Origin of the sequence: Nitratidesulfovibrio sp. HK-II (assembly GCF_003402415.2) — a bacterium.
In the GTDB taxonomy this organism is placed as follows: domain Bacteria; phylum Desulfobacterota; class Desulfovibrionia; order Desulfovibrionales; family Desulfovibrionaceae; genus Cupidesulfovibrio.
The window spans coordinates 4,065,526-4,078,070 of record NZ_AP036014.1 but is presented as its reverse complement, the minus strand read 5'-3'; the positions used below and the strand labels follow the sequence as shown (position 1 = coordinate 4,078,070).

Here is a 12,545-nt window from a genome sequence, read left to right as displayed (position 1 = left end):
TACGCCAAGACCCCCCGCGCGGAAAGGGTGTGCGGGGTGCGGAAGGACGTGGGGGGGGAGGGCTGGTGGGGAGAAGTAGAAGGAACCGGGGGCGGGGGAAAGAACCTTTTGAAGAAGGTTCTTTCCCCCGCCCCCGGACCCCCACCCCCTTTCTCCAAAACTTTTCAATTGGGGGTGGACGACAATAAGCGAGGCTGGCGGGAACGAGGATGGGAAAAGAATTTTACCCGATGAAAAGTTTGGGGGGATGGGGGTCCGGGGGAAGGAGACCCTTTCCAAAGGGTCCCTTCCCCCGGTTACTCTTCAGCGATTTTTTTCGCTACGCGTTGCCCCGCACCCGTGCGGCGGCGGCCACGAGGTGGGCGAGGCTGGCGCGGGTTTCGGGCCAGTCGCGGGTTTTCAGGCCGCAGTCGGGGTTGGCCCACAGCCGGTCCAGGGGCAGGACGCGGGCGGCGGCGCGGAGCAGGGTTTCCATTTCGTCGATGGAGGGCACGCGCGGGCTGTGGATGTCGTACACGCCGGGGCCCACCTCGTTGGGGTAGGCGTGGGTGGCGAAGACCTCCAGCAGTTCCATGCGGCTCCGGCTGGCTTCCAGGCTGATGACGTCGGCGTCCAGGGCGGCCACATGGTCGATGATGTCGTGGAAGTCGCAGTAGCACATGTGGGTATGGATCTGGGTGGTGTCGCGCACGCCGGACGAAGCCAGGCGGAACGCGCCCACGGCGGCGTCCAGGTAGGCGGCGTGGGCGGCTCGGCGCAGGGGCAGCCCCTCGCGCAGGGCGGGCTCGTCGATCTGGATGACGCCAATGCCAGCGGCCTCCAGGTCGGCCACTTCGTCGCGAATGGCCAGGGCCAGCTGGCGGAACACCACGGGCCGGGGCACGTCGTCTCGCACGAAGCTCCAGCAGGCGATGGTGACGGGGCCGGTAAGCATGCCCTTGACCGGCCTGGCGGTGAGCGACTGGGCATGGGTGATCCAGCGCACGGTCATGGGGCCGGGCCGCGAGACGTCGCCGTAGAGCAGGGGCGGCTTGACGCAGCGGGTGCCGTAGCTTTGCACCCAGCCGTTGGCGGTGATGCAGAAGCCGCGCAACTGCTCACCGAAGTATTCGACCATGTCGTTGCGCTCCGGCTCGCCGTGCACCAGCACGTCCAGTCCCAGGGCCTCCTGCTCGCGGACGGCGGTGGCGATGGCCTCGCGCATGGCGGCGTCGTACTGGGCCTCGGTGATCTGGCCGGTGCGCAGCTTGCGGCGCTGGGCGCGGATGTCGGCTGTCTGGGGGAACGAGCCGATGGTGGTGGTGGGCAGCTGGGGCAGACGCAGCGCGGCGCGCTGGGCAGCGATGCGGGCGGTGTAGGGCGTGGCGCGCCAGCCCATTTCCGGGGTGACGGTGCCCACGCGTGCGGCCACGGCAGGGTCGTGGATGGCCGGGCTTGCGGCGCGGGCGACCAAGGCGGCCCGGTTGCGGGCCAGGGCGGCGGCGGTCTCCGGCGCGTCGGCGCGGCCGTTCAGGTCGCACATGTCGGCCACCAGGCGCACTTCGGCGCATTTCTGTTTGGCAAAGGCCAGCCATTGCGCCACTTCCGGGTCCAGCCCGGTTTCCGCGTCGAGGTCCACGGGGCTGTGCAGCAGCGAGCAGGACGGGGCCACCCACACCCGGTCCGGGCCAAGGGCTGCCACGGCGGCGCGCACCGGCGAGGCGGCGGAGTCGGCATCCACGCGCCAGACATTGCGGCCGTTGACCACGCCCAGGGAAAGCGCAATGCCGGATTGCGGCAACGCGGGGTCGCCCGTCGGTTTCTGGGGCGCGCGGGCCAGGATGTCCAGCGCCGGGGCCAGGTCTTCCGGCCCGCGCACCAGGTCCAGGTGCAGCACGTCCACAGGGAGGGACAGCGCCACGGGCAGATTGTCGCCCACCGGGGCGAAGTAGCTGGCCAGCAGCAGGGTGGCGTCCGGCACGGCCACGCGCAGCCGGGCATAGGCGGGCACGAAGCGCGAGCGGATGTCATCGGCCAGATCCAAAGACAGGATGGGTTCGTCCAGTTGGATCAGCGGGCAGCGGGCGGCCACCTGCCGCAGCAGCGCGCCGTAGGCGTCGAGCAGGGCGGGCAGCAGCGACCAGCGGGTGCCCCCGTCCACGCGCTTGGACAGCCACAGGAAGGTCATGGGGCCGGGCAGCACCGCCTTGGGGGTGAAGCCCGCCGCCAGCGCCTCGTCGATGTGGGCCAGCAGGGGGGCGGCCTCGGGCGCGAAGGTGGTGGCCGCGTCCAGTTCCGGGACCAGGTAGTGGTAATTGGTGTCGAACCACTTGGTCATTTCCAGCGGGGACACGGGGTGCTCTCCGCCCTGGCCGCGGGCCATGCGGAACATCAGGTCGATGTCGCGGGGCGCGTCGCCGTGGCGGAAGCGCGGGGGCACCACGCCCAGCAGCAGGGCGGCGTCCAGGATGTGGTCGTACAGGGCGAAGTCGCCCACGGGCACCACGTCGATGCCCGCCTCGCGCTGGAGGGTCCAGTTGCGCAGGCGGATGGCGCGCGCGGCGTTCTCCAGTTGCTGGCGCGTGGCCGCGCCTTTCCAGTAGTCCTCGACGGCCTTTTTCAGTTCACGGTTGCCGCCGATGCGCGGAAAGCCAAGGTTGTGGGTACGCATTGCCACCTCCGGAATGCGTGAAGACAGGTGAGAGCGATTCGCGAGCGCGCGCCCCTGCAGTGGGGCGGGCGCATGCCGGGGTCCGGTTCGCGCGGCCTTGGGCGGTGCGGAGGGGACGTCTTCCGACTGACGGGCGGTGGGTGAAAGGCTTCGCAACCACGCGAACGCCCTTGCGAGGGGCATCGCGTGGTCCGGAGCCGTGGCCCGCGACCTTCCCGCGTGCCATGCCCGACAACTCCGTTGCCCGTGCGGGCAGGGAGAGCCGGGATGGCGCTGGCGGTGGCGGCGGGCGGCATGCCCGAACACGGCAGCGCGCCTGTACCGGATTTGCACCGGTTTCCGTTTCCCTTCCACGTCCGAGCATGCAGCGGTCTGCCGTGCTCGGGGATGATAACATCACTAAATCAGCAAATACTGATATAGTGATTGAGTGTCAAGCGAGGGCGCGCGGATTTTGCCGAAAGTCCATCCACAGCAACCACGCACAACGGCCCGCCGCACCGGATGGTGCGACGGGCCGTCAGGGAATGCTGTGGGGGCGAGGGAGGGTTAACAGGCTATTGAAAAGGTTTGCTCTTTGACGCCCTTAACGGCCAAGAACGGAAGCCGTTAGGCGAGCTTGCGAGTCTTACGGATGACGACCGTCGCGCGGCAGTCGCCTCTTGGATCTCATTCGGGGTGCCCTCGCAATGCGCAGGAAATACAAATAAAAGTTTTGGGGGGTGGGGGTTCGGGGGAGGAGACCCTTTTCACGCTTTGCGGACGCCATCCGTACGGCTCGTGGACTCGCCTACGGCTGCCGCAAAAGGGTCCCTCCCCCGTAAGAATCCAGCCTGTTACGGCAGACTACTTGCGGAACATGGCCCCGGTGGCCGCGCTGGTCACCTGACGGGCGTAGCGGCGCAGCAGGGGCGAGGTGACCGGCTTTTCCTTGGGCACGAAGGTTTCGCGCCGGGCGGCCAGTTCCGCCTCGTCCACCAGCAGGTCCAGCCTGCGGGCCGGAATGTCGATGCGAATCCGGTCGCCTTCCTTGACCAGGCCGATGTTGCCGCCGTCGGCGGCTTCCGGCGAGACGTGGCCAATGGCCGCGCCGCGCGTGCCGCCGCTGAAGCGGCCGTCGGTGATCAGGGCCACGTCCGCGCCCAGGCCCATGCCCGCGATGGCGGCGGTGGGCGACAGCATCTCGCGCATGCCGGGGCCGCCGCGCGGGCCTTCGTAGCGGATGATGATGGCGTCGCCCTTGTTGATCTTGCCGCCCATGATGGCGGCGTGGGCATCGCCCTCGGAATCGAACACCCGGGCCACGGCCTCGCGCACCATCATTTCCGGAGCCACGGCCGACTGCTTGACCACCGCGCCCTGCGGGGCCAGCGAGCCCTTGAGGATGGCGATGCCGCCCTGCGCCGAATACGGTTCGTCAACGGAATGTATTACGTCGTAGTTGAGCACGCGGGCGTTCAGCTCGGTCAGGTTTTCGGCCAGGGTCTTGCCGGTGACGGTCATGACCGAGGTGTCCACCAGACCCTTCTTGGTCAGTTCCGCCATCACGGCCGGGATGCCGCCTGCGGCGTGCAGGTCCTGGATGTGGTGGTGCCCGGCCGGGGAAAGCTTGCACAGGTTGGGGGTCTTGCGGCTGACCTCGTCGAAGATGTCCAGCGTCAGGTCCAGCCCGGCCTCGCCGAACACGGCGGGCAGGTGCAGCACCGTGTTGGTGGAGCCGCCGAGGGCCATGTCCACGGCCACGGCATTGGCCACCGCGCGCGGAGTGACGATGGAGCGCGGGGTGATGTTCTTTTCCAGCAGTTCCATCACCTTCATGCCCGCGTGCTTGGCCAGGCGCACGCGCGCCGCCGTCACCGCCGGGATGGTGCCGTTGCCCGGCAGGGCAAGGCCCATGGTTTCGGCCATGCAGTTCATGGTGTTGGCCGTGAACATGCCCGCGCACGAACCGCAGCCGGGGCAGGCCGTTTCGGTCATCTCGTCCAGTTCGGCCATGGTCATGTCGCCGCGCTGCACGCGGCCCACGGCCTCGAACACGCTGATCAGGTCGGTGCGGCCCGCCAGGGTGCCGCCCGCCAGCATGGGGCCGCCGCTGACCATGATGGACGGAATGTCCATCCGCAGCATGGCCATGAGCATGCCAGGCACCGACTTGTCACAGTTGGGGATGAACACCAGCGCGTCGAACGGGTGCGCCGTGGCCATGATCTCGATGGAATCGGCAATGATCTCGCGCGACGGCAGCGAAAAATGCATGCCTTCGTGGTTCATGGCCAGGCCGTCGCACACGGCAATTGCCGGAAACTCCATGGGCGTGCCGCCCGCCGCGCGCACCCCGGCCTTCACTGCCTCGGCAATGGTGTGCAAATGCACGTGGCCGGGCACCACCTCGTTGGCCGCGTTCACCACGCCCACCAGGGGGCGCTCGATCTCCTCGCGCGTCAGCCCCAGGGCATGCAGCAGCGAACGGTGCGGGGCCTTCTCCAATCCATGGGTCATCTTCTTGCTGCGCATGGTCTGCGTCCTCATTGTATGCGTCGTTGGCTCGTAGGGTTGGTTCGCGGGGGAGAGGAGGGACGCTTTTGGAAAAGCGTCCCTCCTCTCCCCCGCATCCCCTCTCCACCCCGCAAAACTTTTTGATTGGGTGGGCATGGCGGTGCGGATTGGTGTGGCGACCGCCGTCAGCCTGCGGGGGTATGGCCGCGTGGCTGTGTCGCCCCAAGGGAAATGCCTCGGGGAGAGGGGGGCTGGGGAGCGGGGCGGCGTCTTGCGGCGGCGGTCAGGAGGCGCGTAGCGCGTCCGTAAGGCAGGCAGCAGGGCCGGGCTTCCGGTCACCCGTGGAAATTTGTACCCCTACCGGCTGCGGACGGCAATCCAGCTGCCCAGGATGCCCATGAGCACGGGCACGGCCAGCAGCAGGGCGGCCTGTTCCGGCGGGGGCAGGCGCAGTTCCAGCAGCAGGGGCGGCACGTTGAGCGCGGTGCGGAAGCGCCAGTGCACGGCGGCCAGCAGCAGGCAGGCAAGGCCCCCGCCCAGCAGCCCTTGCAGCGCGCCCGCCACCATCAGGGGCAGGCGGATGTACCAGTTGCGCGCGCCCACCAGTTGCAGGATGTCGATTTCTTCCCGGCGGGTGGACAGGGTGAGCCGCACGGTGTTGCCCACCACCAGCGCCAGCACCACGCCGAGGAACCCCACGGTGGGCCAGATCACGAAGCGGCTGGCCGAGCGCCACGCCTTGCCCAGTTCGTCGCGCAGGGGCGATGCGGCCACGCGCTCCACGCCGGGCAGGGCCTTGAGGTAGGCCTGGGTGTCGGCGGACCATTTCTCCGGGTCGGCCTCGCGCGGGGCAAAGGTCAGCAGGGCCGTGGGGGGCAGGGGGCTTTTGCCGGACAGAAAGCCCACATCAAGGCCGCCGGGCAGCCCGCCGCCCGCGCCGCCAGCCGTCTCGCCCATGCGGCGGGCCAGGGCCGTCAGCGCCTCGTCGGGGCTGTAGGTTTCCACGCTGGCCAGCCAGGGCAGGTGGCGCATTTCTTCCCACTGGCCGCGCACGTGGCCCATGTCGGTGCCGGGCCGCCAGTACACCTGGTACACGGTCTCGCCGCGCGAGGCGCTGAGCTCGGCGTCCACCGTGGCCAGGGCCATCAGGAACAGCCCGGACAGAAAGACCACCAGGGTCACCGCCGCCAGGGACAGCAGCTGCGCCCACGGATGCAGGAACAGGTCGGCCACGCCACGGCCCAGCAGGCGGAACAGGGTGCGCATCACAGTGACAGCCGCCCGTCGCGGCGTTCGCTGGAGTCTTCGGCGTCGTCCTGGCGCGCGGCGGAACCGCCGGGGATGCCCGGCGCGTCCAGCCCGCAGGGGTCCATGCCGCGTCCGCCGCCCCCCCCATCGCCCCCGTCTCCCAGGTGCAGCCCGCCGTCGGCGCAGCGGAACACCTCGCCACCCGCCCAGTTGGCGTGGGTGATCATGCCGTCCTCCAGCCGCAGCAGGCGCGCGTCCGAATGGCGGCGGATCAGTTCCGGGCTGTGCGTGGCCAGCACCACGGTGGTGCCGTAGGCGTGGAACTGCATGAAGATGTCCATGAGCCGCAGCGACAGTTCCGGGTCCAGATTGCCGGTGGGTTCGTCGGCCAGCAGCACCTGCGGGTTGACCACGATGGACCGGGCCACGGCCACCCGCTGCTGTTCGCCGCCGGAAAGTTCGCCGCCGGGCGTGTCCAGCCGGTTCTCCAGCCCCAGGGCGCGCACCACGGCGCGCACCCGTCGCCCGATGTGCTGCGGCGCAAGGCCGCGCACTTCCAGCGGCAGGGCCACGTTGGCGTACACGCTGCGCTCGGGCAGAATCTTGAAATCCTGGAACACCACGCTCACCTGCCGCCGCAACAGCGGCACGGTGCGCCCGGTAAGGCGCGCAAGGTCGAACCCCGCCACCGAAACCGCGCCGCGCTGCACCGGCAAGGCCCCGTGCAGCAGGCGCAGCAGCGTGGTCTTGCCCGCGCCCGAAGGCCCGGAAAGAAACAGAAATTCCCCCTTCTCCAGCGAGAAGGTGACGTTCTTCAGCGCCCAGTGCGCGCCGAACGAATGGGACAGGTGGCTGACCTTGAGCATGCTGGCCGCATCAAAGCAAAGCCCGCGCGACATTGCAAGAGGCAAGGGAACAAGGGCGCAAGGGAGGCAAGAAGGGGGCGGCGTGACCGTATGAAAAAGATGGGGGAGCCCAAATGAAAAGTTTTGGAGGATGGGGGTCCGGGGGAAGGGACCTTTTTGCGCGTTGCGGTCGCCATCCGTAAGATTCGCGCGTTGCGCTCATCTAACGGCTGCCGCAAAAGGTCCCTTCCCCCGGTTATTCTTACCTGATTTTTCCTACCCGCATTTCGTGAAGCCGCAGCCGGGGCAGATGTAGCAGCCTTCCTGGAACACCAGGTCCTCGCCGCAATCGGGGCAGCGCTGCCTGTCCAGTTCGTTCACCGGGCCATGGGGGGGCAGTTCGCCCTTCAGGTAGCGGTTTTCCAGCACCCACGAGATGGCGTCGGGGATGGACAGCAAGAGGCCCTTCTTCTGGAACACCGGGTGCTCGCCGCCAATGCCCTTGAGCTGCTGCACGATGTCGCGCACTTCCACGCCGGAACGCAGGGCCAGCGACACCAGGCGGCCGATGGCCTCTGCCTTGGCGGTGATGGACCGGCCCGACTTGCCGATGGTGGCGAACACCTCGAAGGGCTTGCCGTCGGCCTCGTTGACGGTAAGGTACATGGCCCCGAGGCCGGTGGGCACCTTCTGGGTGAAGCCGTAGACGATGTCCGGGCGCTGGCGCACGGCGGTCTTGTGGTCGTCGTCCTTGCCGTCGTCCTTCTTTTCGCCTTCGCCGGTGCACAGCACCTGCACGGCCTTGCAGCCGTCGCGGTACACGGTGACGCCCTTGCAGCCCTGCTCGTAGGCCATCCAGTAGATGGCCCGGATGTCGTCGATGCTGGCCGAGTTGGGCAGGTTGACGGTCTTGGACACAGCGTTGTCGGTGTACTTCTGGAAGGCCGCCTGCATGCGCAGGTGCCACACCGGGGCGATGTCCATGGCGGTCACGTACACCCGGCGCAGGTCTTCGGGCAGGTGGTCCATGGCCTGGATGGAGCCCTTTTCGGCCACGGCCTCCATCAGCTTCCTGCTGTGGCTGCCGGTGGTCATCAGGGCCGCCTCGAAGTGGGGGTTCACCTCCACCAGGCGTTCGCCGTCCATGACGTTGCGCGAGAAGCACAGCGCGAACAGCGGCTCGATGCCCGACGAGCACCCGGCGATGATGGACAACGTGCCCGTGGGCGCGATGGTGGTGACGGTGGCGTTGCGGTAGGGGCCCATGTCGCGCTCGGCAAAGGTCGATTCCGCATAGGCCGGGAAGGGGCCGCGCTCCTTGGCCAACACCTTGGAGGCGGCGCGGCCCTCGTCCAGCACGAACCGCATCATCCGCTCGCCAAGGCTGATGGCTTCCTGGCTGTCGTAGGGGATGCCCAGTTGGTACAGCAGGTCGGCCCAGCCCATGACGCCAAGGCCGATCTTGCGGTTGCGGTGCACGGTTTCGGTAATGCGCTCAAGCGGAAAGCGCGAGGCGTCGATGACGTTGTCCAGAAAGCGCACGCCAAGATGGATGACCCGCTTCAGCTCCGCCCAGTCGATGGCCTTTTCCGGCGAGGGATGCGGCAGGCCGCCGTCCTTTGTAGTGGGTGCCGTGGCGGCGCCGGGCACGAAGAACGCGGAAAGGTTGATGGACCCCAGGTTGCAGGCCTCGTAGGGCAGCAGCGGCTGTTCGCCGCAGGGGTTGGTGGATTCGATCTCGCCCTGTTTGGGGGTGGGGTTGTCGCGGTTAATGCGGTCCAGGAACACGATGCCCGGGTCACCGCTTTCCCACGCCTTCTGCACCAGCATCTCGAAGACCTTGCGGGCCTTCAGGCGCTCGCGCACCTGGCCGGAGTGCGGGGCGATGAGGTCGTATTCCTCGTCGGCCTCCACGGCCTTCATGAAAGCTTCGGTCAGGCCCACGGACAGGTTGAAGTTGTTGAATTCTCCGTCGCGCTCCTTGGCGCGGATGAATTCGATGATGTCCGGGTGGTCGATGCGCAGGATGCCCATGTTGGCCCCGCGCCGGGTGCCGCCCTGCTTGATCTGCTCGGTGGCGGTGTTGAAGATGCGCAGGAAGGACACCGGGCCGGAGGCCACCCCGCCGGTGGAGCCCACGCGGGCCTCCTTGGGCCGCAGGCGCGAGAAGGAAAAGCCCGTGCCGCCGCCGGATTTGTGGATCATGGCGGCGTGCTTCACGGCGTCGAAGATTTCCTCGATGGAATCGCCCACCGGCAGCACGAAGCAGGCGGAAAGCTGGCCCAGGTCGGTGCCCGCGTTCATCAGCGTGGGCGAATTGGGCAGGAACTTCCAGCCGGTCATCAGGTCGTAGAATTCGCGGGCCAGCGCATCCACCTTGAAAGGCGACTTCTTGTACTTCCCCTCTTCGGCCGCGATGGCCCCGGCAATGCGCCAGAACAGCGTGCGGGCGTCCTCTTGCGGCTGCCCGTCGGGGCCCTTGCGGTAGTAGCGCTTGGCCAGCACGATCCTGGCGTTGGGGTTCAGGGCCACGTCGGGCAGGGCATCGGGCATGGGGGGCGGGGTGGGCAGGGGCTGGTTGGCGGGGAGTGTCATGTGGCTGTTTTCCGATGATAATTTTATAATATGTTGAATTTGAACGGAAAATTTTTCCGCGCATGCAGTTGTGACCAGAACAGGGTGTAACCCGGCAGGACGGGAAAATCCAGAGTCTCTAGAAATTCTCCACAGTCTGCCATGCAGCGGGAAAGACACCGCCAATACACGGATGGCGTGCTGAAGGCGAATTTGATGTCATATTGTAATACGGCATAATGGCCAGGAATCACAGTGGAAAAAAAGATGCACAAAATGCGGGTGGGGAAAACGATGCGTTGCACGGCCAACAGATGTCTGCGCGTGCGGGGTGCGGCGAAAGGGCGAGGCGCGCCGTCAGTTGCGCAGGTCTGCCGGACGTGGCGAGCCCAACCGGCGCGCAATGTCGATGCGGCACAGTCGGGGCCGCACTCCGGGTGCACGCAGGCGCGCGGCGGGCAAGTGCGGGATGCGGGCGCGAGTGGGGGGGGGAGGACGGAGGACCGCCTGGCTACGTCTGCTCGCGGGTGCGTTGCCGCCGGTCGGCGATGACCCGGCCCAGCCAGTCGCGCAACTGGTCCAGGTCCTGCTGGTGGATCTTTTCCGAGGAATCCAGCAGCAGGCGCAGGGTTTCCACATCCTTGCGGATGTTGCCCACCTCGCCTTCGGCGGTGCGGGCAAGGTCGGCCAGAAGGTCGATGGCCGACTGGCGTGCCGCCAGGGTGGACAGGGCGGCGGCGATGGTGTCCAGCGCACGGGTCTGGTGCTCGATGAGCGCGTACAGCGCATGGCCGGGCTCCATGCCGCCGCCCGAAAACGTGGACGTGGCGGCGGCCGGGGCAGGCGCGCCTTCCGTCACCGTCACCGGCTGGACGGCCGGGCTTGCGGTGCTGGTTGCGGAAATTTGCTCCGCAGCAGCCGTCCGGCCGGGGGCGGGCTGCACGGCGGCATTGCGGGGAAAGCTGCGGGCCAGGATGGCCTCCACCGCGCTGGCGGTACGGGCGGTGTGCATGGCCTCGATGATGGCTTCGATGATGGCCAGGGTGCCCGCGCGGTAGCGGCGGCGGCGTCCGTCGCCCACAGTGGGCATGAACGCGGCAAAACGCTTGCAGTAGTAGCGTGCGGTGGATTCCGGCAAGGAAAGGCGGCGGGCGATGTCGGCGATGGTCAGCAGATCGTCGGCAGGATGGGGCGGCGTCTGTGCGGTATCGCGCGGTGCGGCGTCTGGCATGACGTCTGGCATGGCATGCTCCCGTGGCGTTGTGGCGGATGCGCGGCCCGGCGGCGTGCGCAATGCCTGTTGCTCTGGGGCTGTGTACATCCTGCCTTCTATACGCAATGCGAACCAAGCGCAACTGGATGGGGTGCTGAGCGGGGAAAATGGCGTGTTTCCTTGCTTTGCGGGCCGTGAAACGATTGACAAGAAAACGTGGTCACTGCATAGGGTGGGACATGCTGACCGTGGTTTGGTTACGGGGGGAAATCCGCATAGCGCAAGGAGGACATCCTGATGTTGACCAAGGCTGAATTTGTTGCCGCCCTCAAAGAGGCGCTGCCCGATGTGTTCGTGACCAAGGTGAGCGCCGAGAAGGCCTATGACGCGTTCTGCCGCGTGCTTTCCGACGGCGTCGCCAATGGCGCGGGCGTGCGTCTGCCCGGCGTGGGCGCGTTCTCCGTTACCGAGCGGGCCGCCCGCACGGGGCGCAACCCCCAGACCGGTCAGAGCATCTCCATTCCGGCCCGCAAGGCCGTGAAGTTCATGGCCGCCAAGACCCTGGTCGAAGGCCTGAACAAGTAGCGCTCGCAGTTACATCGCGTCCGGACGCGAACGACCGCATTCCCCTTCGGAGTGCGGTCGTTTCTTTTTGGAGCGGCGGAAGGCGTTGGGGGCGATCGGGGCTGGCGGCGGGCAGCAACCAGCGCGGTGGGCGATGCGGGGCCGGGGGCGGTGCGGGGATGGGCGGCTTGCGGGCGGCGGATCAGGGCAGGCTTGGCGTGGTCTGGTCCGCAGTGCGGAAGATGCGCCGCGCCGCGATGAAGGCCCGCTGCCAATAGTACACGGCCAGGCTTTCCTCGCGCACCGTGCCGCCGGGCTTGGGGCTGTGCACGAATTGCCCGCCCCCGGTGTAGATGGCCGTGTGCAGGCCCAGCGGGCCCGACCCGGTGCGGAACACGATGATGTCGGCGGGGCGCAGCTCGCCGCCGGGCGGAACCGGGCTGCCGCAGGCGGCCTGTTCTTCCGAGGTGCGGGGCAGGTCCACCCCGTGCTGGTGGAAGGTCCACCACACGAAGCCGGAGCAATCGAAACCCTCCACCGGGGTGCGTCCGCCGTTGCGGTAGGGCACGCCCAGCGCGGAGCGGGCGGTGCGGATGAGCGCCTGCGACGGCGCGGTTGCGGTTTGCTGGCGGACCTGGGTCTGCTGTTCCGGCTCCATGAGGATCTGCTGCTTGCCCGCGCAGCCCGCAAGTGCCACAACGGAGAGCAGCACGAAGGCCAGCGCGGCGCGGCGCGCCGTGGCGCAGGCGGTGACCCGCTGCCCGACGGGGGCATGCCCGGTACGGCAGGTGCCGCCAGTACGGTGGATGCGGCGGATGCGGCGGTCGCAATGCGTCGTGCCGCGCGTTCCGGCGGGGTGCGGAGCGGCGGTGGCGATGAGGGCTGGGTGCGCGCGCCGATGCAGGTCGGCGGAGTGTGCGGTGCGCATGGCCGCCCTGTAGCACGAAATCCTGCA

The 12,545-nt window shown here is 68.0% G+C and carries 7 protein-coding genes, 1 pseudogene and 1 riboswitch; of the genes and pseudogenes, 1 reads left to right on the top strand and 7 read right to left on the bottom strand.

The genetic code is table 11. From position 1 onward, the window contains the following. Positions 1-319: 319 nt before the first annotated feature. The 6 genes and pseudogenes from metE to RVX_RS17010 all read right to left on the bottom strand — a co-directional run bounded on the left by metE (position 320) and on the right by RVX_RS17010 (position 11,056). Positions 320-2,650, bottom strand: coding sequence for a 5-methyltetrahydropteroyltriglutamate--homocysteine S-methyltransferase (metE, locus tag RVX_RS17035; protein WP_116307451.1), 2,331 nt, complete (start codon positions 2,648-2,650; stop codon positions 320-322). 115 nt (positions 2,651-2,765) lie between these two features. Further along, a riboswitch (cobalamin riboswitch) is annotated at positions 2,766-2,995 on the bottom strand. A gap of 501 nt (positions 2,996-3,496) precedes the next feature. Beyond that, positions 3,497-5,164 carry a dihydroxy-acid dehydratase gene (ilvD, locus tag RVX_RS17030; protein ID WP_116307453.1) on the bottom strand — a complete coding sequence of 556 codons (1,668 nt, stop codon included), beginning with the start codon at positions 5,162-5,164 and terminating at the stop codon, positions 3,497-3,499. A 339-nt stretch (positions 5,165-5,503) separates the two neighbouring features. After that, positions 5,504-6,412 (bottom strand): cell division protein FtsX, encoded by a 909-nt coding sequence (locus RVX_RS17025; RefSeq protein WP_116307455.1) that lies wholly within the window; start codon positions 6,410-6,412, stop codon positions 5,504-5,506. Between the two features lie 158 nt (positions 6,413-6,570). Then, a pseudogene (gene ftsE, locus RVX_RS17020) lies at positions 6,571-7,260 on the bottom strand (cell division ATP-binding protein FtsE); the annotation flags it as partial. Between the two features lie 255 nt (positions 7,261-7,515). Then, the gene (locus RVX_RS17015; RefSeq protein WP_371682114.1) at positions 7,516-9,834 is read right to left on the bottom strand and encodes a vitamin B12-dependent ribonucleotide reductase; all 2,319 of its coding nucleotides are present in this window, start codon (positions 9,832-9,834) and stop codon (positions 7,516-7,518) included. 490 nt (positions 9,835-10,324) lie between these two features. Beyond that, on the bottom strand, positions 10,325-11,056 hold the full coding sequence (locus RVX_RS17010; protein WP_172596633.1) for a MerR family transcriptional regulator: 732 nt from the start codon (positions 11,054-11,056) through the stop codon (positions 10,325-10,327). Positions 11,057-11,323: 267 nt separating this feature from the next. On the opposite strand from RVX_RS17010, the gene RVX_RS17005 reads away from it, so the two are divergent. Further along, complete coding sequence (locus RVX_RS17005) at positions 11,324-11,611, top strand: HU family DNA-binding protein (protein ID WP_007525258.1); 288 nt, start codon at positions 11,324-11,326, stop codon at positions 11,609-11,611. A 181-nt stretch (positions 11,612-11,792) separates the two neighbouring features. On the opposite strand, the gene RVX_RS17000 is transcribed toward RVX_RS17005, so the two are convergent. Continuing rightward, entirely contained in the window at positions 11,793-12,518 is a 726-nt protein-coding gene (locus RVX_RS17000; protein ID WP_230404743.1) for a C40 family peptidase, read from the bottom strand. Positions 12,519-12,545 lie beyond the last annotated feature (27 nt).

Coding starts and splice junctions, on each gene's coding strand:
- metE (WP_116307451.1), bottom strand. CDS start 2,650: ATGCGTACCCACAACCTTGGCTTTCCGCGCATCGGCGGCAACCGTGAA.
- ilvD (WP_116307453.1), bottom strand. CDS start 5,164: ATGCGCAGCAAGAAGATGACCCATGGATTGGAGAAGGCCCCGCACCGT.
- RVX_RS17025 (WP_116307455.1), bottom strand. CDS start 6,412: ATGCGCACCCTGTTCCGCCTGCTGGGCCGTGGCGTGGCCGACCTGTTC.
- RVX_RS17015 (WP_371682114.1), bottom strand. CDS start 9,834: ATGACACTCCCCGCCAACCAGCCCCTGCCCACCCCGCCCCCCATGCCC.
- RVX_RS17010 (WP_172596633.1), bottom strand. CDS start 11,056: ATGCCAGACGTCATGCCAGACGCCGCACCGCGCGATACCGCACAGACG.
- RVX_RS17005 (WP_007525258.1), top strand. CDS start 11,324: ATGTTGACCAAGGCTGAATTTGTTGCCGCCCTCAAAGAGGCGCTGCCC.
- RVX_RS17000 (WP_230404743.1), bottom strand. CDS start 12,518: ATGCGCACCGCACACTCCGCCGACCTGCATCGGCGCGCGCACCCAGCC.